General features: G+C 64.6%; 25 protein-coding genes. 5 read left to right on the top strand and 20 right to left on the bottom strand.

Annotated elements, in window-relative coordinates; all coding sequences use genetic code 11:
• Positions 1–12: 12 nt before the first annotated feature.
• Both ASD12_RS02215 and ASD12_RS02220 read right to left on the bottom strand, forming a co-directional pair.
• Positions 13–1,404, bottom strand: a complete 1,392-nt coding sequence (locus ASD12_RS02215) for a sigma-54 dependent transcriptional regulator (RefSeq protein WP_056581480.1) — start codon at positions 1,402–1,404, stop codon at positions 13–15.
• Positions 1,401–3,377, bottom strand: coding sequence for a sensor histidine kinase (locus ASD12_RS02220; protein WP_056581927.1), 1,977 nt, complete (start codon positions 3,375–3,377; stop codon positions 1,401–1,403). The genes ASD12_RS02215 and ASD12_RS02220 overlap by 4 nt, the downstream gene beginning before the upstream one ends.
• A 172-nt stretch (positions 3,378–3,549) precedes the next feature.
• Between ASD12_RS02220 and ASD12_RS02225 the strand changes: the two genes are divergently transcribed.
• Positions 3,550–4,878 (top strand): dicarboxylate/amino acid:cation symporter, encoded by a 1,329-nt coding sequence (locus tag ASD12_RS02225; protein WP_056581482.1) that lies wholly within the window; start codon positions 3,550–3,552, stop codon positions 4,876–4,878.
• A gap of 74 nt (positions 4,879–4,952) precedes the next feature.
• Here ASD12_RS02225 and ugpC read toward each other — a convergent pair whose 3' ends face one another.
• The 10 genes from ugpC to ASD12_RS02275 all read right to left on the bottom strand — a co-directional run bounded on the left by ugpC (position 4,953) and on the right by ASD12_RS02275 (position 14,458).
• Positions 4,953–6,053, bottom strand: coding sequence for a sn-glycerol-3-phosphate ABC transporter ATP-binding protein UgpC (gene ugpC / locus ASD12_RS02230; RefSeq protein WP_056581485.1), 1,101 nt, complete (start codon positions 6,051–6,053; stop codon positions 4,953–4,955).
• Complete coding sequence (locus ASD12_RS02235; RefSeq protein ID WP_056581487.1) at positions 6,046–7,068, bottom strand: ROK family protein; 1,023 nt, start codon at positions 7,066–7,068, stop codon at positions 6,046–6,048. Before ASD12_RS02235 ends, ugpC begins: the two co-directional genes overlap by 8 nt.
• Positions 7,065–7,787 (bottom strand): ribulose-phosphate 3-epimerase, encoded by a 723-nt coding sequence (locus ASD12_RS02240; protein ID WP_056581490.1) that lies wholly within the window; start codon positions 7,785–7,787, stop codon positions 7,065–7,067. The genes ASD12_RS02235 and ASD12_RS02240 overlap by 4 nt, the downstream gene beginning before the upstream one ends.
• Positions 7,784–8,617, bottom strand: a complete 834-nt coding sequence (locus ASD12_RS02245) for an alpha/beta hydrolase (protein WP_056581493.1) — start codon at positions 8,615–8,617, stop codon at positions 7,784–7,786. The genes ASD12_RS02240 and ASD12_RS02245 overlap by 4 nt, the downstream gene beginning before the upstream one ends.
• A complete protein-coding gene (locus ASD12_RS02250; protein WP_056581496.1) occupies positions 8,617–9,435 on the bottom strand; it encodes a sugar phosphate isomerase/epimerase in 819 nt (272 codons plus the stop codon). The genes ASD12_RS02245 and ASD12_RS02250 overlap by 1 nt, the downstream gene beginning before the upstream one ends.
• Positions 9,435–10,511 carry a Gfo/Idh/MocA family oxidoreductase gene (locus ASD12_RS02255; RefSeq protein WP_056581500.1) on the bottom strand — a complete coding sequence of 359 codons (1,077 nt, stop codon included), beginning with the start codon at positions 10,509–10,511 and terminating at the stop codon, positions 9,435–9,437. The genes ASD12_RS02250 and ASD12_RS02255 overlap by 1 nt, the downstream gene beginning before the upstream one ends.
• Before the next feature lie 11 nt (positions 10,512–10,522).
• Complete coding sequence (locus ASD12_RS02260) at positions 10,523–11,344, bottom strand: sugar phosphate isomerase/epimerase (RefSeq protein WP_056581928.1); 822 nt, start codon at positions 11,342–11,344, stop codon at positions 10,523–10,525.
• Between the two features lie 5 nt (positions 11,345–11,349).
• Entirely contained in the window at positions 11,350–12,186 is an 837-nt protein-coding gene (locus tag ASD12_RS02265; RefSeq protein ID WP_056581503.1) for a carbohydrate ABC transporter permease, read from the bottom strand.
• On the bottom strand, positions 12,183–13,046 hold the full coding sequence (locus ASD12_RS02270; RefSeq protein WP_244482709.1) for a sugar ABC transporter permease: 864 nt from the start codon (positions 13,044–13,046) through the stop codon (positions 12,183–12,185). The genes ASD12_RS02265 and ASD12_RS02270 overlap by 4 nt, the downstream gene beginning before the upstream one ends.
• A 65-nt stretch (positions 13,047–13,111) precedes the next feature.
• Positions 13,112–14,458, bottom strand: coding sequence for an ABC transporter substrate-binding protein (locus ASD12_RS02275; RefSeq protein ID WP_056581508.1), 1,347 nt, complete (start codon positions 14,456–14,458; stop codon positions 13,112–13,114).
• A gap of 173 nt (positions 14,459–14,631) precedes the next feature.
• Here ASD12_RS02275 and ASD12_RS02280 point away from each other — a divergent pair, with 173 nt between their 5' ends.
• Both ASD12_RS02280 and ASD12_RS02285 read left to right on the top strand, forming a co-directional pair.
• A complete protein-coding gene (locus tag ASD12_RS02280) occupies positions 14,632–15,780 on the top strand; it encodes a Gfo/Idh/MocA family oxidoreductase (RefSeq protein WP_056581509.1) in 1,149 nt (382 codons plus the stop codon).
• Positions 15,781–15,790: 10 nt separating this feature from the next.
• On the top strand, positions 15,791–16,732 hold the full coding sequence (locus ASD12_RS02285; RefSeq protein WP_082525229.1) for an alpha/beta hydrolase: 942 nt from the start codon (positions 15,791–15,793) through the stop codon (positions 16,730–16,732).
• 10 nt (positions 16,733–16,742) lie between these two features.
• Here ASD12_RS02285 and ASD12_RS02290 read toward each other — a convergent pair whose 3' ends face one another.
• Complete coding sequence (locus tag ASD12_RS02290) at positions 16,743–17,777, bottom strand: LacI family DNA-binding transcriptional regulator (RefSeq protein WP_056581513.1); 1,035 nt, start codon at positions 17,775–17,777, stop codon at positions 16,743–16,745.
• A 396-nt stretch (positions 17,778–18,173) separates the two neighbouring features.
• On the opposite strand from ASD12_RS02290, the gene rsgA reads away from it, so the two are divergent.
• On the top strand, positions 18,174–19,211 hold the full coding sequence (rsgA, locus tag ASD12_RS02295) for a ribosome small subunit-dependent GTPase A (RefSeq protein WP_056581516.1): 1,038 nt from the start codon (positions 18,174–18,176) through the stop codon (positions 19,209–19,211).
• A gap of 24 nt (positions 19,212–19,235) precedes the next feature.
• Here rsgA and ASD12_RS02300 read toward each other — a convergent pair whose 3' ends face one another.
• Positions 19,236–19,769, bottom strand: coding sequence for a sterol desaturase family protein (locus ASD12_RS02300; RefSeq protein ID WP_056581519.1), 534 nt, complete (start codon positions 19,767–19,769; stop codon positions 19,236–19,238).
• Positions 19,770–19,942: 173 nt separating this feature from the next.
• Between ASD12_RS02300 and ASD12_RS02305 the strand changes: the two genes are divergently transcribed.
• The gene (locus ASD12_RS02305) at positions 19,943–20,413 is read left to right on the top strand and encodes an NUDIX domain-containing protein (protein ID WP_056581522.1); all 471 of its coding nucleotides are present in this window, start codon (positions 19,943–19,945) and stop codon (positions 20,411–20,413) included.
• Positions 20,414–20,423: 10 nt separating this feature from the next.
• On the opposite strand, the gene pobA is transcribed toward ASD12_RS02305, so the two are convergent.
• From pobA to pcaD, 6 genes are read right to left on the bottom strand one after another with little or no spacing between them, the layout of a single operon-like run.
• Positions 20,424–21,596 carry a 4-hydroxybenzoate 3-monooxygenase gene (gene pobA, locus ASD12_RS02310; RefSeq protein WP_056581524.1) on the bottom strand — a complete coding sequence of 391 codons (1,173 nt, stop codon included), beginning with the start codon at positions 21,594–21,596 and terminating at the stop codon, positions 20,424–20,426.
• Positions 21,596–22,648 carry a 3-carboxy-cis,cis-muconate cycloisomerase gene (locus tag ASD12_RS02315; RefSeq protein ID WP_056581537.1) on the bottom strand — a complete coding sequence of 351 codons (1,053 nt, stop codon included), beginning with the start codon at positions 22,646–22,648 and terminating at the stop codon, positions 21,596–21,598. The genes pobA and ASD12_RS02315 overlap by 1 nt, the downstream gene beginning before the upstream one ends.
• A gap of 19 nt (positions 22,649–22,667) precedes the next feature.
• Positions 22,668–23,282 carry a protocatechuate 3,4-dioxygenase subunit alpha gene (gene pcaG / locus ASD12_RS02320; protein ID WP_056581539.1) on the bottom strand — a complete coding sequence of 205 codons (615 nt, stop codon included), beginning with the start codon at positions 23,280–23,282 and terminating at the stop codon, positions 22,668–22,670.
• Positions 23,282–24,037 carry a protocatechuate 3,4-dioxygenase subunit beta gene (gene pcaH, locus ASD12_RS02325; protein WP_056581541.1) on the bottom strand — a complete coding sequence of 252 codons (756 nt, stop codon included), beginning with the start codon at positions 24,035–24,037 and terminating at the stop codon, positions 23,282–23,284. Before pcaH ends, pcaG begins: the two co-directional genes overlap by 1 nt.
• Positions 24,027–24,434 (bottom strand): 4-carboxymuconolactone decarboxylase, encoded by a 408-nt coding sequence (gene pcaC / locus ASD12_RS02330; RefSeq protein WP_056581543.1) that lies wholly within the window; start codon positions 24,432–24,434, stop codon positions 24,027–24,029. Before pcaC ends, pcaH begins: the two co-directional genes overlap by 11 nt.
• A complete protein-coding gene (gene pcaD / locus ASD12_RS02335) occupies positions 24,427–25,236 on the bottom strand; it encodes a 3-oxoadipate enol-lactonase (RefSeq protein WP_056581547.1) in 810 nt (269 codons plus the stop codon). Before pcaD ends, pcaC begins: the two co-directional genes overlap by 8 nt.
• Between the last annotated feature and the right edge of the window lie 30 nt (positions 25,237–25,266).

Raw genomic sequence — 25,266 nt, forward strand, 5'->3', positions numbered from 1 at the left:
CTTGCGCAATGTCTATACCTGTCCACGAACAGGGTGCGTGTCCTGATCGCCGCCATTGCGAAATTCGGACGCGGCAATGCCGTAGCGTTTGAGCTTGTCGTAGAAGGTCTTGCGCGGCACGCCAAGCGCGTCGATGGCGCCGCGTACATCGCCGCCATTGTCGCGCAGCGCATCGCGGATCAGTTGCGCCTCATAGTGGCCGACCCGCTCGGGCAGTGTTGCCTCTGGCTCCGGCACGTCTGCGGACACCACCCTCACCTCATCCTCCGGTCCGAGACCGAGCGCGACGCGGTCGGCAAAATGCGCGAGTTCACGCACATTGCCCGGCCAGGCGTGCGAGTGGAGATGGTCGCCGACCGCCGCGTTCACCTTGGCGACAGGCCGGCCGAACCGTTCCGAGGCCTTGCCGAGGAAATGCCCGAACAGCATCGGAATGTCGCCGCGCCGTTCGCGCAAGGGCGGGATGCGCAGCGTCACCACGTTGAGGCGAAAATACAGATCCTCGCGAAAATCGCCGCGCTGGTCTGGCCGGCCGAGATCGACCTTGGTCGCCGCGACGACCCTGAGGTCGACACGGCGGGTCTCGTTCGAACCAAGCGGGGTGACGCTGCGCGTTTCAAGCACCCGCAGCAGCTTGACCTGGAGGGCCGACGGCATGGATTCGATCTCGTCGAGAAACAGCGTGCCGCCGCTGGAATGCTCGATGCTGCCTATCCGCCGCCGCTGCGCGCCGGTGAACGCGCCCGCCTCGTGGCCGAACAGTTCGCTTTCTATGACGGTCTCCGGCAGGGCGCCGCAATTCAGCGCTACGAAGGGTTTGGCGCGCCGCCGCCCCCATCTGTGCAGGAGGTCCGCCACCACTTCCTTGCCGGTTCCCGTCTCACCCTCGACCAGCACGTCGACATCCATGTCGGCGATCTGCCGCAAGGTTTCGCGCAGCCTTCTAATGGCGGGCGCCTCGCCGATCAGCGGCAGGCCGTCGGCGGCCAGTGCCGCGGCTTCGCGCAGTCGCCGGTTCTCCATCACCAGACGCCGTTTCTCCGATGCCCGTTTCAGCGCCTCGACAAGGCGATCCGCGGCATAGGGTTTTGGGATAAAATCGTAGACACCGTCCTTTAGCGCGGCCACCGCAAGATCCACGTCACCATGGCCGGTGATCAGGATCACGGGTATATCCGCGTCGATCGCCTTGATGCGATCGAACAGCTGCAAGCCATTCATGCCCGGCATGCGGATGTCGCTGACGACAACGCCCTCGAAAGTCCCATCGACGACGGCAAGCGCTGCCTCGGCGGCGCTGAATGCGATCACGGTGAAGCCGGCAAGCTCGAGCGATTGCGTGGTGGCATGAAGCAGATCCGCATCGTCGTCGACGAGCGCGACCAGCCCTGATCCCTGCGTCATTCTATTCGCCTTAAATCGATGGTGAAGGAGGCGCCTCCGGTGCTGCCGGGGGCGCTGGCGCCGCCGGGATCAAGCCGCAGCGTGCCGCCCAGTTCCTGGGCGATCTCCTGCGAGATCACCAGCCCGAGGCCCAACCCCTTCTCCTTGGTGGTCTGGAACGGCATGAACAGATTGCCGGCCGCCTCCGGACCGAGGCCCGGACCATTGTCGCGCACCGAAATCAGCACCCTGTCGTCGCGCTCGGCAAGTTCGATCTCGATGCGGGGATCGGGCTGGTCCTTCATCGCATCCAGTGCATTCTGCAACAAATTGACCAGGATCTGCTCCAGCCGGATGCGGCTCGCCATGACCGTCGGCGAGGCATCGCCGTGCGGTTTGACGATGGTCACGCCGGAATCGCGGATGCGCCCAGACAGCAGCGACAGCGCACCGTCGATCGCCTCGCGCACCGGCAGCGGCGAGGCGGCGACGCCGGGCCGGCGGGCGAAGGTGCGCAAGGTGCTGGTGATCGCGCCGATGCGTTCGGTCATCGAGACGATCGACGTCAGATTGCCGCTGGCCGGTCCGGTCTTGCCGCTGTCGAGAAAGCGGCCGGCATTCTCGGCATAGGTGCGGATCGCGGCGACCGGCTGGTTGATCTCATGCGCCACGCCGGCGGCGATCTGGCCGAGGATGGAAAGCCGGTTGGCCTGAGCGAGATCGTCACGCAGCCGGCGAACCTTGGCCTCGGCGTTCTCGCGCTCGGCGATTTCGCCGGCAAGTGCGGTGTTGGAACGCGTCAGCTCGGCCGTTCGCATGCTGACCCGGCTTTCCAGTTCGACGTTCATGCGCGCCAGCGCTTCCTGCCGCAGCCGGCGGGCGCGCCGGCGCCGAGTGAGCACGTAGGCAAGCAGGCCCATCAGCAGCAGCCCCAGCAGCGTCGTCAGGCGCGCTGTGTTGGCCGCGGAGGAGAGAGCAGCGTCGGCGGGCGTCAGCAGCCAGAGACGCCAGCCGGGAGCCGCTCCGGGCAGATCCTGCGCCACTTCGACGAACTGGCGTGATTTTCCGGCACTGTCGATCGTCGCCAGGCCGTCACCGGCGCCGCGCCGCAGCGGCAGGGGTTCGAAGCTGGCATCGGCCAGCTGAAGCTGCTCGTGGGCCGCGGCGGTGTCAGCGGGCGAGAGCGGCGCCAGGGCATGAAATCGCCAGTCAGGCTGGCTGGTGGCCAGAATCACGCCACGTTCATCGGTGACGAAAACGAGAAAGCCGCTGGAGCGCCAATTGGCTTCGACGCGGTCGAGTTCGACCTTCAACACCGCAACGCCAAGCGGCTTGCCGCCATCGTCGACCCGGCTGGCCAGGTAAAGGCCCGGTTTGCCGCTGATCGTGCCGAGGCCATATTGGCTGGCGGCACCGTCGGCCATGGCTTCCCTGAAATAGTGCCGAAAATTGTAGTCGATGCCGACAAAACTGGTCGGCTCGCCGGCATTGCTGGCTGATATCGCGATGCCGGCTGTGTCGATGACATAGATGGCGGACGCCGAGGCATCGCCGGCAATTGCCTTGAGCTTGTCGTTGAGGGCCTTCTCTTCCATCTTTCCGGCTCGGCGCAGAGCGCCGCGCACCGCATCGTCGCGCGCCAGCACCAATGGAACCAGGCGCTGCTTTTCGATTTCGCCGGTCAGGGTTCCCGCCGCCAGCGGCAGAGCGGCCAGCGCACCGTCACGCAAATTGTCGGCCGCCTGGCCGGAGGCAATGCGCCCGGCAATGGCGATTGCACCGGCCAGGACGGCAAGGGCGACGACCACGACAAGCCAGCGGCCATCGCGCAGCCGGGCCACCGCCTCGCGCAGCAACTCACGCCCGGCAAACTCTTGGGATTCGCTATCGGTGCCTGCTTGCGGCGTCTGCCCTCTCCCTTTTGTTCGCGGCTTTTCGGCCAGTGTAATGCGAAAATCCGCCCAGGCAAACGCTGCCTGTGCGGAAATCCGCACAGGCATTGCCCGCGCGGCGTCCGACAAAGGCGGAAATCCGTGGATTCCGGCCTTTCCCCGATCTGGCACGACGCTTGCAAAAGTCCTGGCTAGCGGCGCGCGACCGGAGCGCCGCGATGGGAGAAGTCACGCAGGGCGGTGCATTCCGCCCTATCCGGCCAGGGAGAGTTCGATGCACATCGCAGACCAATCAGGCGCGCTTGCCGCGCGGCGCAAACCTTTCTATGCCCAACTCTACGTGCAGGTGCTCGTCGCGATCACCGTCGGCATCCTGCTCGGCCATTTCTATCCGTCCGTCGGCGAAAGCATGAAGCCGCTTGGCGACGCCTTCATCAAGCTGGTCAAGATGATCATCGCCCCGGTCATCTTCCTCACCGTGACGACGGGCATTGCCGGCATGAGCGACCTGCAGAAGGTCGGGCGCGTCGCCGGCAAGGCGATGCTCTATTTCCTCACCTTCTCGACGCTGGCGCTGATCATCGGCCTCGTCGTCGCCAATGTCGTGCAGCCGGGCGCCGGCTTCAACATCGACCCGGCGACACTAGACGTGTCGACCGTCAACACCTACGCCGCCAAGGCGCACGACCAGTCGGTCACCGGCTTCCTGATGAACATCATCCCCTCGACCATCGTCGGCGCCTTCGCCGACGGCGACATCCTGCAGGTGCTGTTCTTCTCGGTACTGTTCGGCATTGCGCTGGCGCTGGTCGGCGACAAGGGCACGCCCGTCCTCAATTTCCTGCAAGCGCTGACGACGCCAATCTTCAAGCTGGTGAGCGTGCTGATGAAGGCCGCCCCCATCGGCGCCTTCGGCGCCATGGCCTTCACCATCGGCAAATACGGCATCGGCGCGGTCATCAACCTCGCCATGCTGGTCGGCACCTTCTACGTGACGTCGTTTCTGTTCGTCTTCGTCGTGCTGGGTGCCGTCTGCCGCTACAACGGCTTCTCGATCCTGGCGCTGATCCGCTACATCAAGGAAGAGCTGCTGCTGGTGCTGGGCACATCCTCGTCGGAAGCCGCCCTGCCCTCGCTGATGGAGAAGATGGAAAAGGCCGGCGCCAAGCGCTCGGTGGTCGGGCTGGTCATCCCGACCGGCTATTCCTTCAACCTTGACGGCACCAACATCTACATGACGCTGGCAGCGCTGTTCATCGCGCAGGCAACCAACATCCACCTGTCGATCGGCGACCAGATCCTGCTGCTGCTGGTTGCCATGCTCTCGTCCAAGGGCGCCGCCGGCATTACCGGGGCAGGCTTCATCACCCTTGCCGCCACGCTGTCGGTGGTCCCCGCGGTGCCGGTCGCCGGCATGGCGCTGATCCTTGGCGTCGACCGCTTCATGTCGGAGTGCCGGGCGCTGACCAACTTCGTCGGCAATGCCGTCGCCACGCTGGTGGTGGCGCGCTGGGAAGGCGAACTCGACGAGGCCAAGCTGGCCAGGGCCCTGGCGGGCACTGCTGACGACAGCCTGCCGGCGGACATCGTTCCCGCCGAGTAATCCACTGTTCAATACCAATGCTGACGGCCGGAGGCTTGCTGCTTCCGGCCGTTGTCGTACTGCCCACAACGATGTCAGGCAGTCCGGGCTTTGGCCAAAGGCGCCAGCGCCTCGCCATCCGCCGCAAAGAGATGGCAGCGAGACGGATCGGCCTGCAGCGCGATGGGGCTGTGCAGCGGGGTCATATCGGTGCCTTCGGTCTGCACGACAAGCCTCGTCTTCTCGCCAATATCCGCATGCAGGATGGTCAGCCCGCCGAGTCGCTCGGCCAGCACCGCCTCGCCCTTGAACTGGCCCGCATCCGCGATGCGGATATGTTCCGGCCTTATGCCAAGCAGCAGCTCACTGTTGGGCACAAGCGAACCCGCCTCGACCGGAACGACCACGCTGGACCCGCCCGGCAAAGCAACCGCAACGCCATCCGCATTGGCCGAGAGAACCCTGACCGGCAGCATGTTCATCTTCGGCGAGCCGATGAAGCCGGCGACGAAGACATTGGCTGGCCTGGCATAGAGATCGAGCGGCGTGCCGACCTGCTCGATGGTGCCGGCGTTGAGGACGACGATCTTGTCGGCCATGGTCATCGCCTCGGTCTGGTCGTGCGTGACGTAGACGATGGTGGCGGCGAGCCGTTCGTGCAGTTGCATCAGTTCCAGCCGCATGTTGACGCGCAGTGCGGCGTCGAGGTTCGACAGCGGCTCGTCGAACAGGAAGACTTTCGGCTGGCGCACGATGGCGCGGCCGATCGCGACGCGCTGGCGCTGGCCGCCGGACAGCTCCTTCGGCCGCCGCCCGAGCAGATGCGACAGTTGCAGCACCTCGGCCGCCGCCTTGACCTTGGCGTCGCGCTCGGCGAGCGGCAGTCCGGCGATCTTCAGCGCGAAGCCCATATTGTCGGCGACCGTCATATGCGGATAGAGCGCATAGGACTGAAACACCATGGCGAGGCCGCGTTCTGAAGGATCGACCTCGTTGATGCGCGCGCCGTCGAGCATGAGCTCGCCGGACGTGATCTTCTCAAGGCCGGCGATCATGCGCAGCAGCGTCGACTTTCCGCAGCCGGACGGGCCGACGAAGACGACGAACTCGCGGTCGCCGACATCGAGGTCGACGCCCTTGATCACCTCGGCATTGCCGTAGGACTTGCGCACGCCGCGCAGCTTGAGCTCAGCCATTGAAGTCCCTCCTCGTATCCGGATATGTGCTTGGACCGACAGGCATGCGAGCGGCAATCGTGCCCACATCATCGAACAGGACAAGGCTGGCGGCGCCGACGAGCCCGGCATGGCGGCCAAGCTGGGCCTGAACGACCGGCACGTCGCGATAGGCGCGCATGGCCCGCTGCCTGATGGTCGCCTCGATGGTCGGCAGCATCAGATCGAGCCCATTGGCAATGCCGCCGCCGACGACCAGCACATCGGGCGAATAGAGATGCAAGAGGTTGGTAAAGCCAACGCCCAGCCAGCGCGCTTCTTCCTCCAGCAAGGCCGAGGCAAGACCGTCCCGCAGCCGTGCCGCCTCGACGACATGGCGGCCGGTCACCTCCGCATCCACGGAGAGGCGCCGCAAGGCCGAGCCGTCGCCGGCGGCCGTGGCAGCGGTGGCGCGGCGGCCGAGCGCGGTTCCCGAGGCGATGGCCTCGAAACAGCCGACGACACCGCACACGCAGCGCTCGCCTTCACTGGTGATGGTCATATGGCCGATCTCGGCAGCGAGGCCACGGCGGCCATGCAGGATGCGCCCGTCGACGACGACACCGCCGCCAATGCCGGTGGAAACCGTGACGAAGACCAGCGAGCGAGCGCCATGGCCGGCGCCGAAGCGCCATTCGCCGAGTGCCGCCGCATTGGCGTCGTTCTCCAGCCGCACCGGCAGGCCGAGCCGCCGTTCGAGGATGTCGGCAAGCGGCACGTCCAGCCAGCCGGCGAGTGTCGGCGGGCCGACAGCGATGCCGGCCAGCGGATCGAGCGGCCCCGGCGCACCGACACCGACGCCGACGATCGAGAGTGCCGGAGCCTCGGCATGGACGGTGGCCGCCAGCGCCTCGATCTGGCCGATCACCACATCGGGGCCGGCTTGCGCCTGCGTCGACACCGCCGCGAATGCCAGGATCTTGCCTTCACGGTCGACCAGGGCGGCACGAAGCTCCGTCCCGCCAAGATCGATCGCAAGGGCGGCTTCTATTGTCATGCCGCTGCCTTCAATCCGTGCAGCCAGCCGATGCGGCCGGCGAGATCCTTGTCGCCGAAGGCGAGCGAACCGAGAACCACTGTTTCGGCACCGGCGGCACGCAGCAATGGCACGGTCTCGTGACGGATGCCGCCATCGGCCGCCAGGACCACTTCCGCCTCGCGGCCGGCCTTTCTCAGGATGGCGCGGGCAGCGCCCAGCCTGTCGCAGGCCTTATCCGACAGGCTCTGGCCCTTGACGCCGATTGCGGTGCCAAGCAGCGTTACGAAGGCAACCTCGGAGACGAAAGGCGTCACCGTCCCGACCGGCGTCTCCAGCCTGAGCACGACGCCGGCTTCGGCGCCGAGTTCACGCGCCAACCTAACGGCGCGCAATCCCGCCTCGCCATTCTCGGCATGGACGCTGATCATGTCGGCGCCTGCTTCGATGAACTGGCGCGTCTGTGCCTCGACGATTGCTTCATCGACCATCAGATGAACATGGATGGGTTTAGCCGTCAGCCCGGCGATGCGAGCGACAAGATCGGGGAAGAACAGGAAGGACGGGGCAAAATGCCCGTCCGCAACATCGATGTGGTGAAGATCGACATAGGGCTCGATACGCCTGAGATCGCTCTCGAAGTTGGCGAGATTGGCCGACCACAGCGAGAATTCGGCGATCATGCGATCACGCGGCAATGCGGCGATGGAGGCCGGGCCTGACAGGGGCTTTGAAGTCATGATTGGTCCTGATTGTTGAAACGACCTTTGAGGAAGCTGCCGATGGTGGCGCGGATCTCGGCGAAATGGCGCTCCTTGTCGGCGGCTTTCGGCGTCACCTCGGCAAAGGCCGCGTTGGGGATGACGCCGGCAAGGCTGCGAGCGGTCGCCAGCGGATGGACGAGATCGATACAGCTGCCGATGACGACCGTGGGGATTGCAAGGGCGGCGGCCTCTGCCCGTGTCACACCGGGCCCATCATTTGCGATCGCCTGCATCACCTCGGCGAAGACGGCCGCGTTGTCGCGCGCGAAGAAGCCGAGCAGCGAGGCAAGATTGTCCGGCGCTTCGGTGCGAAAGCGAGCCGCCGTGGCGGAGGCCGCGAAGGCGTCTCGCGCCTCATCCAGTGGACGGTTGCGGATAAGCTCCGCCACTTCCACATAGGGCCGCATGTTTTGTGGCGCCGCGTCGAAGGCCCAGGCAGGGCGAACAAGCACCAAACCCAGGACGCGGTCCGGGTACCGGGCGGCAAGCTGCAAGGCGATGGCCGCGCCCATCGAGATGCCGCCGGCGACGAAGCGGTCGAGGCCGGCCGCATCGGCGGCGGCCAGCACATCATCGGCGAACATCGCGATCGAAAAGGGCCGTGTCGTGCCGGCGTCGGAACCGCCCTGCGCGCGGCATTCGACGGTCAGCCGGCGGTATGAAGGACTGTCGGGAAAGTTCTGCGCGGCCTGCGTCGCGTCACCGCCAAGGCCATGCTGGAAGATGACGGGAAGTCCGCCCTGCCCCGTATCGAAGACACGAAGCGCTGCATCGTCGCGAAGCAGGATCGTCGGCGCGACGCCCATCAGAGGAGCCCTCGCAGGAAGGCGGCGACGCCGGGGGCTTCGTCGGCGGACAGGCCGTGGGTGACAAGCGACCCGTCGAAGCCCGAAGCCTTCAGCCGCGCGGCGAAATCCGGAAAATCGACGATGCCTTGCCCTGATGTGGCAAAGCGGCCGTCACTATAGCGGTCCTTGGCGTGCGCCATGGCGATATGGCCGGCAGCCTCGTCGATCGCTGCGGCGACGATGGCGCGCGCCTCGCCGGGCGTCGCGTATTCGAACAGGTTTGCCGGATCAAGCACGATCTTCAGATGCTTCGATCCCATCTCGGCGATCAGCCTGATCGCATCCCTGGCTGAGGTAACGATGTTGGCCTGCTCGGGCTCGATGCCGAGATCGACGCCGGCCTCCTCGGCCAGCACCAGCGCCTTCTCCATCTCGGCAGCCATGTCGGACCAGGCGGCCGGCGTGGCATTGTCGGGATGATACGCCCACTGATCGGCGGCGTTGCGCGAGCCGGTGCAGAGCGTGACCAGCGGGATGTCCAGGGCAGCAGCAGCCTCGATGACCACGGCCAGGCGCCTGAGGCCGTCGTCGCGGACGGCTTTGTCGGGATGCGCCATGTTGTAGGTGCCCGAAAGCGCTGCAAGTGAAACGCCGCTCGATTGCGCGGCGGCGCGGATCGCTGTGACGGCATCCGCCGGCACCGCATCCGGCATCGACGGCAGGCCCGCGCAGGCAAGATTGAACTGCGTCGTCTCATAGCCCGCCTGCTTAACCGCCGTCAGCACGACGGCCGGTTCGGCATCCGAAAAAGTCTTGGCGAAAATGCCGAGACGCATCAGACCGCTCCCGAAACCGAGGCGAGTTCCACCCGCTCACCGGTCTCCACCGAACGCGCAATGGCAACCATGGCGCGGATCGAGGCAATGCCGTCCTCGACATTGGCGCCGCGCATCGGCGTGCCTTCCAGCGCCGTTTGGGCAAGGCCTTCCAGTTGGCGGCGGAAGAAATGGCCGTCGGCGCCAAGCGGCTTGTGAGCGGTGGCGGTCTTCTCGTGAAAGATCTCAACCTCGCTGGCACGGAAGTACCAGGGGTTGAAGGTCTTGGCGATGACCGAACCGTTCTCGCCATAGAGCTGGAAGCCTTCGTGCCAGTCCATGCGTACGGCAACGGTGAGGTCGAGATGGCCGAGCGCACCGCTGGCGAATTCGGTCTCGACGAACCAGCAATAGGCGCCGAATTTCTCATTGAGGCGGGCACGCACGGCGACGATATCGCCGCACAGGAAGCGCGCGGTGTCGACCAGATGCGAGCCGTGCGCCAGCATGAAATACTGCCTGAGATCCGCTTTCGGATTTCCCGCCGGCTTCTTCGCGAGCTTGCTGGTGACGGGCAGCGGCTGCACGGCATCGGTGTTGGTGTAGCGATGGGTGGAATCGCAATACCAGGCCTTCAGCGCCAGCACCTCGCCGATCTCGTCGCGGACGAAATCGCGCGCCGCCTCCAGCGCCGGATCGAAGCGTTTCATATGGCCGACCTGCAGGATCTTGCCCGAGCGCCTGACCGCCTGCGCCAGCGCCTCGCCTTCCTCGACCGAGGTGCCGATCGGCTTTTCGCACAGAACATGCTTGCCGGCATCGAGCGCCTTGATCGACATCGGTACGTGATAGACGTCCGAGGTGGCGACGATCACGGCTTCCAATTCGGGGTCGGCCAGCATCGCGTCGTAGTCGGCATAGATCTTCCGCGGCTCGTAGGTGGCGCCCATGCGTGCGAGCAGGTCGGGTGCCGCGTCGCAGATGGCGTAAAGGTCTGCATTGCCGGCCTTGACGCAGGATTGCAGATGCGCGAACTGCGCGATGGGGCCGCAACCGAGCACGCCGACCCTGAGGCGTCTGTCCTGTTTCTTGATCATCGTCTCGTTCTTCAAGCGCCGTAGGAGCGCACTGTCTGGCGGTTGGTCTTGACCGCGCCGGCGGGATCGGCGGCGGCCGTTTCGGATTCTTCCTCCAACACCAGCCAGCCGTTGAAGCGCGGTGCGGTGCCGGCGATCTCGATGACCGCAGGAGTGTCGCAGACGCCCTTGCCGAGCATGGCCCAGGTGCCGTTGGCATCGACGTCCTTCAGGTGGATGTAGCGGATGCGGTCGCGGTGGGTGCGCAGCGTATCGGCCATGTCCTTGTGGCCGCGCAGGATATGGCCGGTATCCGGCACCCAGCCGACCAGATCGAGGTCGAGCAAGGCAAAGATCGTGTCGTAGTCGGCGCGGTCGAACAGCAGCGTGTTGTGGTGCGAGCTCGGATGCACCGCCACCTCGACGCCAGCCTTGCGCCCAAGCTCGCCGGCCCTGTTGTAGACCTCGGCCGCGATCGCGAACTTGTCCTCGCGCGGACCGTCGGAGACCACCGTCGCAGAGCCTATCGACACCAACGCGCCAGGAAATGCGGAGGCGAAGTCGATCCAGCGCTTGGCGGTTTCGAGGTCGGCGCCGATCTCCTCCTTCAGCGTGAAGCCGCTCTTCGAGCCGAAGGCGAAGGAGACAAGAGTAAGGCCCGATGACTTCAGTGCCGTGGCGAATTGTGACGGCCTGTCGGCATAGCCGCCAATCATGGTGTCGGTGATCTCGATGCCGGCATAGCCGCCATCGGCGATCGCTTTGAGCAGATCGTCCGGGCCGCCGGCAAAACGGTCCCCAAGCATTTCCCAGGTGAAAGTCTGGCAGCCGACCTTGAGCTTCGTCTTTGTCATGTCGTTCATTCCTTGACGCCGCCCTGGGTCAGTCCTTCGATGATGTGGCGCTGGAAGAACAGCACCAGAAGGATCAAGGGCACGGTCACCACGGCGGACGCCGCGGCGATGTCGCCCCAGGGGACGTAATAGAGGTTGGTGAAGTTGGCGATGCCGACCGGGATCGTCTGCCGGTCGATGTTGGAGGTGAAGGCGAGCGCGAACAGGAATTCGTTCCACGCGGTGATGAAGGCGAGCAGGCCAGTCGTCACCAGGCTGGGCAGCGACATCGGCAGGATGATGCGCCAGAGCAGGCCGGGAATGCTGACACCGTCCATGCGCGCCGCCTCGTCGATTTCGCGCGGCAGCGTCTCGAAATAGCCGAACAGCACCCAGGTCACCAGCGGCAGGCCGAGCGCCAGATAGGTGATGATCAGCGCCGTGTAGGTATCGAGCAGGCCGAGATTGGTGGCGACCAGATAGAGCGGCCCGACCAATGCGATCTGCGGGAACATCGACACCGACAGGATGACCATGAGAATGCCGAAGCGGCCCTTGATGTTGAGCCGCGACAGCGCGAAGGCGGCCAGCGAGCCAACGAACAGGCACAGGAAGGTCGTCGCCAGCGAAACCACCAGCGAGTTCCAGACGTAGCGGTGAAGCTGCTTCTCGACGAAGGCGTTGTAGTAGTGCTCCAGCGTGAAGGGATGCGGGATCAGCGACGGCGAGCCCGACGTCAACGCCTTGTCGAGCTGGAACGAGGTCGAGAACTGCCAGAGAAACGGACCGCCCGACCAGACGAGGATCAGCACGGCACCGGCATAGATGAAGAACGTCTGCATCGGTGAGCGCGTGTCGTTCATCCCGCCCTCCTGATCTGGCGAACGAGATACAGGCAGAACACCAGCGCGATGAGACCCTCCGTGACAAACATCGCCGTCGAGACCGCGGAGCCGTAGCCGAACTGCAGCGTCGAGAAGAGCACCTTATAGGACAGCGTCGACAGCGTTTCGGTCGAATCGGCCGGACCTCCTCCGGTCAGCACATAGACGAGGTCGAAGACGCGGAAGGCGTCGAGCGCGCGGAACAAGCCGGCGATCAGCAAGGTTGGCATCAGCAGCGGCAGGCGGATATACCAGAAGGTGATCCAGCCCTTGGCGCCATCCATGCGCGCCGCCTCGATCAGCGAATTGGGAACGGTCTGCAATCCGGTCAGAAGCAGCAGCGCCATGAACGGCGTCGTCTTCCAGACGTCGGCGATGATGATGGTGATCATCGCCGTGTCGGTGGAGCCGTACCAGTTGACGTTCTGGTCGATCAGCCCGGCATGCAGGAGGATGTAGTTGATGATGCCGTTCTGGCCGTCGAACAGCCAGCCGAACATTTTCGAAGTGACGACAGTGGGCATCGCCCACGGCACCAGCATGGCCGCGCGGACGAGCCCGCGCCCCTTGAAGGCTTCGCACAGGATGAGCGCCATGCCGAGCCCGATCACCGTCTCCAGCACGGTCGAGGCGGCGGTGAACCACATTGTGTGCCACCAGGCGTTCCAGAACTGCGGGTCGCCCCACAGTTCTACATAGTTGGAGAAGCCGGTGAAACCCTGCTCCTGCGTGATCAACGAGGTGTTGGTCAGCGAGAGATAGAGCCCATTGACTATCGGGTAGAAGGAGACTGACGCCAGCGACACGAAGGCCGGCGTCAGCAGGAGCAAGGCCCACATGGCGCTGGGAAGCGCCCTGCGCCGCGGTCGGCCGATACCGGAAACAGTGGCCGCCGCGGACATGGTTAGCCGACGATCTTGTCGATTTGCGCTGCGAGTGCGTCCATCTCGGCCTGGACGTTGCCGGAAACCAGCGCCTTGGAGATGCCGGACTGCAGGGCCAGCGTCACCTTGGCGTATTCGGGCGTGATCGGCCGTGCCGTGGCGCCGGTGAATACTTTTTCCAGGCTGGCCATGAACGGCTGTTCCTTCTTGATCTGTGCGTCCTGGAACAGCGCGGGGCGTGTCGGCGCCAGGCCGAAGTTCAGCGCGATGCGGTGCTGGGTCTCGGTCGACGACAGCCAGGTCAAGAGTTCGATCGCGGCTTCGCGCTGCTTCGAGTTGGCATTGACGCCGAGCTGGTAGCCGCCGAGGCAGGCCGAGCTCTTGCCGCCGGGGAATGACGGCAGCGGCGCGACGCCGACCTTGTCGACCACCTGGGAAGCCTTGGCGTCCTGGGCGATCGGGTAGACATAGGACCAGTTGCGCATGAACATCGCTTTGCCCGAGGTGAAGGGCTGGCGCGACGGCTCCTCGTCCCAGGACAGCACGTCCTGGGGACTGATCTTGCCGGTGGCGATGGTGTCGTGCAGGAACTGGATCGCCTCCACCGCGCCCTTCTGGTTGATCAGCGACGACTTGCCGTCGGGTGCCAGGATCGCGCCGTTGTTGGAGGTGATGATCTCGACCGCGTCGCAGACCAAAACCTCGGCCTGCTTGCCTTGCCAGAGATAGCCGAAATCGATATCGCCGGCCTTCTGCGCGGCAGCCGCAATGGTCGCCATGTCGGCCCAGGTTTCCGGCACCTTGCCGCCATGCTTTTCCAGCACGTCCTTGCGGTAATAGAACATGCCCGAATCCATGAACCAGGGAAGGGCCGTGAGCTTGCCGCCATAGGTACAGGCATTGAGGGTTCCGGTGAAGTAGGCGCCGCGCTTGTCGGCCGGGAAGTACTCGTCGAGCGGCAACGCCCATCCGGCGGCGGCAAAGCCGGCGATCCAGATCACGTCCTGGCTGAAGACGTCGGGCGTGCCGGTGCGGCGGGCGAGTTGCTGCACCAGGCCCTGGTAGACCTCCGTCGAGGAACTCGGCGGCGGCAATTCGATGTTCTTGACCAGGACGCGGTCCTGCGATTCGTTGAAGGCCTTGATCAGGTCGCCGAAGGTCTCCTTGCCGAAGAAGGCGGCGCTGGCGAAGCTGATTTCGGCGCGTGACTGGGCACGAGCACGGCCAATGCCAAGGGATGTCCCTGCCCCGAACGCCGCCGCGCCGAGAAGGCCGGCGGAACCGATGAGAAATTGCCGGCGATCGGCGATCGTCACATGACCCACAGGCTTAGGTGCGGCGGTCGGCCGTTTTTTCATGTCTGTCATTTTCTCCTCCTAGGGCTGGCAGCCTCCCGATATCGCGCCAGCATTTTCGCATGTTGTATAAAAATTTTACGCGCGTCAATATTTAAAATGTTGTATAGCCCTTTGCGAAAGCGATCCGTTACCGACCGGGCGGATTCGACAGACGATGACCGCGTTGGGAGGTACGATCGAAAATGCACGGAAAATCAAAGACGAAGCTCGGGATCGGCGTCATCGGATGCGGCAACATCTCGATGACCTACCTGCGCAATGCCGCTCTCTTCGGCGGCATCGAATTGCGCGCCTGCGCCGATATCTCGGCAGATATGGCGACGGTGCGGGCCAAGGAATATGGCATAAGGGCGCTCGGTGTCGATGCGTTGCTGGCCGATCCCGAGATCGATCTTGTCCTCAACCTGACCATTCCGGCTGCGCATTTCGACATTTCGTTTGCCGCGCTTTCGGCCGGCAAGCACGTCTTCACCGAAAAGCCGCTCGCCACCTCGGCCGCCGACGGACAACGCCTGGTCAACGAGGCGAGATCACGCGGCCTGCTGCTCGGCTCTGCGCCCGACACCTTCCTCGGTGCTGCCGGACGCCGCGCCCGCCGGCTGATGGACGACGGCGCCATCGGCCGCCCGGTCACCGGCACCGCCTTCATGATGGGCCGCGGGATGGAGCACTGGCATCCCAACCCGCAATTCTACTACCAGCCGGGCGGCGGCCCGGTGTTCGACATGGGCCCCTACTATCTGACCATGCTGGTCAATCTGCTCGGTCCGGTCGAGCGCGTCATGGCGATGGCGACGCGCGGCCAGGAGGAGCGGCTGATATCAGCCGAGGGACCATTCAAGAACACCACGTTCAAGGTCGGCACGCCGACCAACGTGCTGTCGCTTCTCGAATTCCGCTCCGGCGCGACCGTCACCTTCGGCGCCTCTTGGGATGTCTTTCGCCACTCCAACCATCCGATCGAACTGCACGGCACGGAAGGCTCGCTGCGCCTGCCTGACCCCGATACGTTCGGCGGCACCGTGTCGCTGTCCGAACGCGGCGCCGAGTGGAGGGATTTCGCCAGCGAAGGTGAGCTCTACGGCGCCCGCAACTGGCCTTATGCGGCACCCGACCGCGCCAACTACCGCATGCTCGGCGTCGCCGATCTGGTGCGCTCGCTTCAAAGCGGCAACGCGCCACGCGCCTCCGGCAGCCTTGCGCTGCATGTGCTGGAGATCATGGAGGCGATCCTGCGCTCCGGTGAAACACAGGGCTCGGTCGCCGTCGCGGGCGATGTCGTCCAGCCGGCCCTGCTGACCGAGGAAGAGGCAAGCGACCTGCTGGCCTGAGGGTATGATCATGAAGCTCGATCCGGATGCGTTGCGCGTCCTCGAAATTGGTCGTGCAGCCGGCGGCGAGCCGTTCGAGACCGGCAGCGTGGCGGCGGCACGCGCCGCCTACAACGCCTCGTTCCCGACGCTACAGGGCGAGCGTGAGCCGGTCGCAACGACCTTGGAACAGCAGATCGACGGGCCGAACGGGCCTATTGCGCTCCGCATCCATCGCGGCATCGGCGCGCCGCAAACCGGGGCGCCGGCGCTGCTCTACCTGCATGGCGGGGGCTGGGTCATCGGCAATCTCGATTCGCATGACGAGATCTGCCGCCTATTGGCCAATCTCGTTGGCGCCGTTGTCTGCCCCGACTACCGCCTGGCGCCGGAACACAAATTTCCCGCCGGGCTCGAGGATTGCTTGGCAACACTTCGCTTCATGGCCGAGAATGCCGCCGATCTCGGCATCGACAAGGCGCGCATCGGTGTTGCCGGCGACAGCGCCGGCGGCAATCTCGCCGCCGTGCTGGCGCTGCTTGCCCGCGATGGGCTCGTTCCGCCGCTTGCCGCGCAGATCCTGATCTATCCCAACACCGATGCGCGGCAGACATCGGACAGCTACCGGCTTTTCGGCGAAGGCTTCGGACTTACGGCCGCCACCATGGCATGGTTCCGCGACCACTATGTACGAACACCCGACGACATCATGGACTGGCGCGTCTCGCCCTTGCTGGCGCCTGATCTCGCCGGCGTCACACCGGCATTCGTGGCGCTTGCCGGCTGCGATATCCTGGCCGACGAAGGGGCAGCCTATGCAGCGCGCCTGCAAGCCGAAGGCGTGCCTGTGATCCTGCGGCAATGGCCGGGCCAGATCCACGGCTTCGTCTCGATGGGACGCCATATCCCTGCCGCGCGGCAAGCGGTGGCCGAGGCGACGGCGGCCTGGCGCCAATTCGACAAGGGGCCCTGACCCCGAAAGATCAGGCCGACTGACGCATCACCAGGGTGGCGCCGAGCTTGACCGTGCGAGCCAAGCTTTGCTTCGGCGGATCGGCCTCGTCCAGCAAGGCCAACAGGATCTCGACGCTGCGCCCGGCCATGGCGGTGAAATCTTGCGCCATGGTGGTCAGCGCCGGACAGGTGTAGCGGCTCAGCGGATGATCGTCATGCGCGGCAACCCGCAGATCGCAATCGGGCTTGCGGCCGACCTTCAGGCCGCGCGAGTACGCGGCCGCCATCACGCCAAAGGCGAGACGATCATTGGCGCACAGGATGGTGCGGCCGGGCAAGGTGCCGGCCTCCAGCATTTTTTCCGTCTGCTCATAGCCGATGCGTTCGAAGTCCCAGGTGTAGTCGCGCGCGGCCTCGATGACGGCCGGCTTGAACCCGGCGCTCTCCATCGCGACGATGTAGCTTTCCTGGCGTTCGCCGGAGTTGTGGTTGACATGCGGAATGTCGAGATAGATCGGCGGTTCGCCCGACCGGCACAGATAGTCGACGATGGTCGACACGCTCTGCCGGTTGTCGTTGCCGACGAACGGCGTATCGCCCTCGATATAGGTGTCGAAATAGACGATAGGAATGTCCTGTCCGAGCTTGTCGAAAACGCCGCGGTCGGAGGCCAGCCCAAGCGGGGCGATGATCGCACCGGCGACCTTGAGCGACAGCAGCGTCCTGACCGACTCCGCTTCCAGCTTCGGCGAGCCATGCGAGGAGATGACGATCGGCCAATAGCCCTCGTCGCGGCAGCGAAATTCGATACGGCTGACCATCTCGGCATAAAATGGATCGGTGATCGTCGGTACGACGATGCCAATGTTGCGGGTACGCTTGCGGTTGAGGTTGCGCGCGAAAAGGTTCGGCTGATAGTCCGAAGAGCGCAGCGCGGCTTCGATGCGCGCCCGCGTCGCCGGCTTCACGCTCGCCGGATCGTCGAAATACTTGGACAGCGTCGGCCGAGACACGCCACATGCCTGGGCGAAGTCATCCATCGTGCGGTGTGTCTTCTCCGCCATCGATATTTCAGGTCCCCTTGCCGTCATTGCCGACACGATTGGGCTGTCACCAGTCATGCGACCGTTGACCGGAAGCGGCAATGCGTGAGCGAACTTATTCAGTCAAATTTTTACAGTTCCCAATACAGCGCAAAAATATTGCGTACGTCAAATAATTTATTGACGCCGCGAAGCTGGCAATACAGGCTTCGAGGTACAAAACGGGGCATGGCGCGTATCGTCGGCTCGGCGATCAAGGGATTGGTTTCGAACGCAAGATTGCCGCTCAGCCATCAGCAAGGCTCCAGCTTGCCAAATGCCACCATGCCGCCCATACAGCTGAGCAATCGCCGCCCGAGGTGGTGGTCCGCCTCTCCTTCGATTTTGCCAGGGATACTGTCTAATGTCTGCGACGCTGTGGTCAAAGCCGTGACGGATCACTCCACGCCATCGCTTGCCAGCCTGGGCTGGACGGAATTTTTTGGCGACCAGCTCGAGCCCGGCGAAGCCAATCTTATCCCGACGCGGATCGCCTCGGTCCATCGCGACCGCCTGACCGGCCTGTCCCAGGCAGGGCCATTCGATCTGACGCTGCCGGCGCAGGCCAACACCGGCGACTATGCCGTCGGCGACTGGGTGCTGGTTGATGGGCATGACCACCTTGTGCAGCGCCGCCTGAACCGCAAGACGGTGCTGGAACGCCGCACCCAAGGCGGCAGGGTGCCGCAGCTCGCCGCGGCCAATGTCGACACGTTGTTCATCGTCACCTCCTGCAATGCCGACTTCAATCCCGCCCGCCTCGAGCGCTATCTGGCGCTGGCCAACGAGGCCGGAACGACGCCGGTGATTTTGCTGACCAAGGCCGATACCGCTGAAGACGCCGAGACGTATGAAAGGCGGGCTGCCGCGTTGCAGCGTGGATTGCCGGTGGTGATGCTGAATCCCCGCACATCGGATGCCGCGACCGCGCTCGCCGCATGGTGCGGTGCAGGCCAGACGGTGGCGCTGATCGGCTCTTCCGGCGTCGGCAAATCGACACTGGTCAACACGCTGGCCGGATCGGCGCAGCAATCGCCGCAACAGACCGGAGGCATTCGCGAGCACGATTCCAAGGGACGCCACACCACCACGTCGCGATCGCTGCACGCCATTGCCGGCGGCGGCTGGGTGATCGACACGCCGGGAATGCGAACGCTGCAGGTCAGCGACGTCGCCTCCGGCATCGACACGCTGTTTGCCGAAATCACCGAACTCGCGCCGCTGTGCAAGTTCCGCGACTGCACGCATGTGCACGAGCCGGGCTGCGCGGTGCAGGCGGCCCTAAAGGCCGGAACGCTCGATCCGGAGCGCCTTGCCCGCTGGCGCAAACTGTCCGACGAAAACCAGAACAACACACCGGTCCAGAGCGGGCCGCGCGGAGCCAAGTCTCCTGGCGGTCGCGGAAAGAGGCGTTGAGGGGCGGGACGCAGGCCCCTTGTTTCAGAGCCGCGCGGTACCGAAGATCCGATCCCAAAGCGCCGACGTGACACCGAAATTGGCCGTTTCGTCGATGTGATGGTGCACGGCATGGCGACGCTTGAGCGTGTAGAGATAGCTCGGATGGGTTGGATGCCAATGATGAATCATGTGGTGGACGCTGATGTACCAGAGATATCCCAGCATCAGCCCGCAGCTTACCGCGCTCGCGGTTGCGAAGTCCGAGACCGCCCAAACGGGCACAAACGCGACCAGGGCATGCACCCCGAGGCTGAGCCAGGTCGGCGTGCCCACCGAACTGCGCTCCTCGACATGGTGACGATCATGCAGGTCCTTGATGTAGGGGATGTGGTGAAGAACGAACCTGTGCAGGAGGTATTCGGTCAGCGTCCAGAGGCCGAGACAGGCGAGGACCGTGCCGATCCAGCCTGGCGCACTCTCTTCGCCGGCCTCGAGCAGCCCTGCCACTGCCAGCACGGCGATCACCAGCGGATACACCACGAAGTCGCTATAATAGCCGATAAGACCGAGTTGCATCGTCACCTAGCCTTCGTGCCGCCAAATAAGCGATGGTGTCACATTGCCGGACTCGCGAGTGAGGTGCAATGCAGACGCGCCAGACATAGCGTCGCAATCCCTTGGTGCAAGGTTCGCGTCAACGATTCAAGGACCATCGGCAGGCTGCCGGCTTCGCAGACGGGACGTATAAAATGGCAAAACGCAGCGCGGGATTGCTGATCTATCGCCGCAGCGACGGCGATCTCAGGGTGCTGCTGGTCCACCCAGGCGGACCGTTCTGGGCGAAGAAGGACGATGGTGCGTGGTCGATACCGAAAGGTCTTGTCGACGAGAATGAGGACGAGTTGACGGCAGCGCAACGCGAGACCGAGGAAGAGCTCGGCGTCAAGGTCGATGGCTCCTTCGAGCGTCTCGGCGACTACAGGCAACCGGGCGGCAAGATCGTCTCGGCCTGGTCTGTCGAGGCGACCATCGACATCGATGTGGCCACCATCAAGAGCAACAGCTTCACCATGGAATGGCCGCCAAGGTCGGGATCCCTCAAGGCGTTCCCAGAGGTCGACAAAGCGGGGTGGTTCACCTTGCCCGAGGCCGAAGTGAAGATCCTCGTGGGGCAGCGCCCGATGCTTTTGGATTTTGCCAGGCAACAAGGCGCCGGATGATCCGCAGCCCTCAGTAGGGCAGGCCGACATAGTTCTCGGCGAGCGCGGTCGATGCGGCACGCGACTGCACGAGGTAGTCGAGCTCGGCCTCCTGGATGCGCTGGCCGAACTCGCCGGTGTCGGGAAAGCGGTGCAGCATCGTCGTCATCCACCAGGAAAAGCGCACCGCCTTCCAGACCCGTGCCAGCGCCTTCTGCGAATAGCAATCAATGCCAGCCATGGTTTTGTCGCGGTAGAAGTCGCGCAAACCCGAGAAGAGATAGCGCACGTCGCTGGCGGCGAGGTTGAGGCCCTTGGCGCCGGTCGGCGGCACGATGTGGGCGGCGTCGCCGACCAGGAAAAGCCTGCCGGAGCGCATTGGCTCGGCAACGAAGGAGCGCAGCGGCGCGATCGATTTCTCGAAGGATGGCCCGGTGACGACGCTTGCGGCCGTCTGCTCGGGCAAGCGGCGGCGCAACTCGTCCCAGAAGCGCTCATCCGACCACGCCTCGACGCGGTCGCCCTCGGGGCACTGCACATAGTAGCGGCTGCGATGCGTCGAGCGCATCGAGCACAGCGCAAAACCCCGCTCATGATTGGCGTAGACCAGTTCGTGGTCGGCCGGCGGCACTTCGGCCAGCACGCCGAGCCAGCCGAACGGATACTGCCGCTCGAAGGTCTTCAGAGCACGCTCGGGCACCGATTTGCGGCTGATGCCATGATAGCCGTCGCAGCCGGCAATGAAGTCGCAATCGATGCGATGCGTGACCCCGTCCCGGTCATAGGTGGCGAAAGGCGCGGCGCCGTCGAAATCGTGCAGCGTGACATTTGCCGCCTCGTAGATCGTGGTCAGTCCTGCCGCGTCGCGCTTGTCCATCAAATCATGCGTCACCTCGGTCTGGCCATAGACGGTGACATGCCTGCCGCCGGTGAGTACCTCGAGGTCGATACGGTGCAGGCGTCCGTCGAAGGCGAGCGAGATGCCGGAATGCGGCAACCCTTCGGCATGCAGCCGCACCGCCGCGCCGGCCTGTTCCAGCAGCTCGACCGTGCCCTGTTCGAGCACCCCTGCCCGCACGCGGCCAAGCACATGCTCCCGGCTCGCGCGTTCCAGAATGACCGTCTCGACGCCGATGCCGGCCAGAAGCTGGCCGAGCAGCAGGCCGGACGGTCCGGACCCGATGATGACGATTTGTGTGCGCATCAGTGGCCGAGACCTTCGACCTGTGCGGCCAGTTCGGCGGCAAGGCGTAGCGACGCGGCGGTCGCGACGATCATTTGCGGCAGCAGCAGCCACTCCAGCGTCCAGGCGGTGCCCGAGCGCTCCTGTTCATGCACGAGCGCCTGATGCATGCCGGAAAGCTGCGTGGCGTTGAAGCGGGCAAGCGCCACCAGCGCTTCGGCCTTCACGGGGTTCCGCTTGTGCGGCATGGCCGACGAGCCGCCGCCACCGGAAAGCTCTATCTCGGTTCCACCTTGCGCCATCAGCGCGATGTCCTGGCCGAATTTGCCGAGGCTGCCGGTCACCAGCGACATCAGGCCGGAAAAGTCGGCGAGCGCGTCGCGCTGGCTATGCCATTGCGGGGCGTCGCCAAGGCCCAGCTTGGTGGCAAGGGCTGCGCGCACCGCAGGCCCCTTGCCGCCGAGCTTTTCCAGCGTGCCTGCGGCACCGCCGAACTGCACCACCAGCAGACGCTCGGACTGCTCCGACAGCCTCTCCTGGTGCCGTTGCAGCGGCGCCCGCCACGCCATCGTGCGATCCGCCACTTTGATCGGAATCGCCGGTTGCATGCGCGTCATCCCGGCCAGCGCCCTACCGCCAAAACGCTCTTCGAGCGAGGCGATGCGCATGACAGTTTCGGTCAGAAGCAGGCCGAGATGCTCGACGACGTATTTCAGCCGAAGCATCAGGCCGGTATCGACGACATCCTGGCTGGTCGCGCCGAAATGCACTTTCTGGCCGTGCGGTTCGCCGACCGCCGCCCTGATCTGGCGCACCAGCTCCGGCACGATGACGCCGTCCCTGGCGATGGCAGCCCGCAGCAAGGCGGTGTCGGGCCGGAATGTGGCAAGTGTGGCCATGATCGCTGCGGCATCATCCTTGGTGATGATCCCGTTTTCGGCCTCGGCTTGCGCCAGCGCCCGTTCGAAGGCGAGCATCGCATCGATTTCCGCCTCGACGGAAAAGTGTCTCGCCGCTTCCTCGTCGCCGAGAAGAGCGGAGAGCAGTGGATGGTCGAAGGGCGATACGGTCATGTCCTGCTCCTCCTGACCATCAGCTGTCGAAGAAGACCGTTTCCTTCTCCCCCTGGAGATGGATGTCGAAGACGTAGGTGTCGCCCTGGCGCTCGGCGATCAGCGTCGGCACGCGAACGCGGTGCTCTATGCGCGCCAGGATCGCATCCCCGGCATTGGCCTTTTCCTCATCGGAAAAATACAGCCGTGTGTGCAGGCCGAGATTGATGCCGCGGGCGACGATCCAGAGCGTGATGTGCGGCGCCATCAGGCGGCCATCGCTCGAAGGCACGCGGCCCGGCTTGATCGTCTCGAACGTGCACAGGCCCGTGTCCATGTCGGTCGGGCAACGGCCCCAGCCGAGAAAGTTCGGATCGGCGGCACCGCGCAGTTCTGCCGGCGAGTTGTAGAGCCCATCCGCATCCGCTTGCCAGATCTCGATCAACGCGTCCTTGAGCGGCGTACCGGTGCCGTCAAGCACCCGGATGCTCAGGCCGATGCGCTCGCCCTTGGTCTTGTCGTTGACCATCGTGGTGCCAAGGTCGGTCGGATAGACGCCACCGATGCCGCAGAAATTGGGCGTCAGCCCAATATGGACGTAGGGTCCGGCGGTCTGCGAGGGGCTCTCCCTGAGCCGGCCGAGCGACTGGGCCATCAATTGCCCTCCAGCCTGTTTTCGAACAGCGACGAACGCCGGCCGCGCAGCACGACGTCGAACTTGTAGGCGCGCGCGTCGAAGGGGATTGTCACCTGCATGTCGAGCGTGGCGATGAGCGTTTCGATGGCTGCCTTGTCGGGGATGCCGCGCACGATCGGGCATTGCCAGATCAGCGGGTCACCCTCGAAATACATCTGCGTGATCAGCCGCTGCGCGAAGCCGTGTCCGAAGACCGAGAAATGGATGTGCGATGGCCGCCAGTCGTTCGGCCCGTTCGGCCAGGGATAGGGACCGGGCTTGACGGTGCGAAAGGCATAGCCGCCGTCCTCGCCTGATATAGCGCGGCCACAGCCGCCAAAATTCGGGTCGAGCGGCGCCAGATAGCCGTCCTTCTTGTGGCGGTAGCGGCCGCCGGCATTGGCTTGCCAGAATTCGAGCAGCGCGCCGGGCACGCCAACGCCGCGTTCGTCGAGCACCCGCCCATAGACGATGATGCGCTCGCCAATGGCGCTCTCGCCGGGTCTGGCGAAATTGTGGATCAGGTCGGCGTCGAGCTCGCCCAGCATGGCGTGACCGAAGACCGGGCCTGCAATCTCCGACAGCGTGTTGTCGAACGACAGCGGCGCCTTCTGCGGCGAACGCAGCACGGAGGTCTTGTAGTTCGGCGTCAGCGCCGGCGGATGCCAGGTCCGGTCGCGCTGGAAGAAGGCGCCGGTCTCGGGTCTCCGGTTCGAGCCGGACTTAGCGGGCATTCTGGCTTCCGTCCATTTCCGAAAATACGTCCTTGGCGATCTTGAAGGCGCGGTTGGCGGCCGGCACGCCGGCATAGATGGCGACATGCAGGAACGCCTCGCAGATATCGTCGCGCGAAGCACCGGTGTTGACGGTGGCGCGCACATGCATGGCAACCTCCTCATCATGGCCGAGTGCGGCCAGCAGCGCCAGCGTGACGATCGAACGCTCACGCTTGGTGAAGCCCGGCCGTGCCCACACGGTTCCCCAGGCCGCCTCGGTGATCAGCTCCTGGAAAGGCTGGTCGAAATCGGTCGCGGCGACCTCGGCCCGGTCGACATGGCGGTCGCCGAGCACCGAGCGCCGCACCGCGAGGCCGGTGCGATATCTGGCTGCGTTGCCGGGGACTTCATCCATGGGTTTCTGCTCCAGGGGCAAGCGATGCGATAAAACTGCGGATCAGCGCGATCAGTGCTTCAGGCTGTTCGACGCAAGGAATGTGCCCTGCATCGGGAATGATCTCGAAGTGAGCGCCGGGGATCAGCTCGGCCAGCGAGCGGACGAGATCGGGAGGCGTCGAGCCATCCTGGTCGCCGGCGACGCAAAGCGTCGGCACCGCGATGTGACGTGCAGCATCGGTGAAATCCGCATCGCGAACGGCCGCGCAAGTCCCAATGTAACCTGCAAGCGCTTGCCTCGTCATCATGTTCCGATAGCCGTCGAGCTCGGCCAGACGCGCCGCGTGGAAGGCGGGGGTGAACCACACTTTGAGCACGCCATCCGCAACGGCCTGGATGCCCTTGCTTTCGACCGTCGCGATGCGTGTGTTCCAGCTCTCTGTCGTGCCGATCTTGTGGGCCGTGTCGCACAGGATCAGGCCTTCGACAATTTCTGGGCGCCTGCGATAGCAGCCTTGTGCGATCAGACCTCCGACCGACAGACCGCACAGCACCACCTTGCTCAACCCGAAATGATCGATGAGGCCTAAGAGGTCATCGACATGATCGTCGATCGACCTGATGTCGCCGATATCGGATAGCCCGTGACCGCGCTTGTCATAGACCAGAAGCGGCATTTCACCATCAAGCGCCGAGACAATTTCGTCCCAGATCCGAAAGTCGGTGCCGAGTGAATTGATGAATATGATTGGGCGCGCATTGCCGGCCGCTGTGATGTGGCGATGATGCAGCGTGATGCCGCCTATGGTTACGAATGGCACGATTTCGGTCCTCCGTCCCCACATTGCACA

The sequence above is a fragment of the Mesorhizobium sp. Root102 genome (assembly GCF_001425625.1).
Classification (GTDB): domain Bacteria; phylum Pseudomonadota; class Alphaproteobacteria; order Rhizobiales; family Rhizobiaceae; genus Mesorhizobium.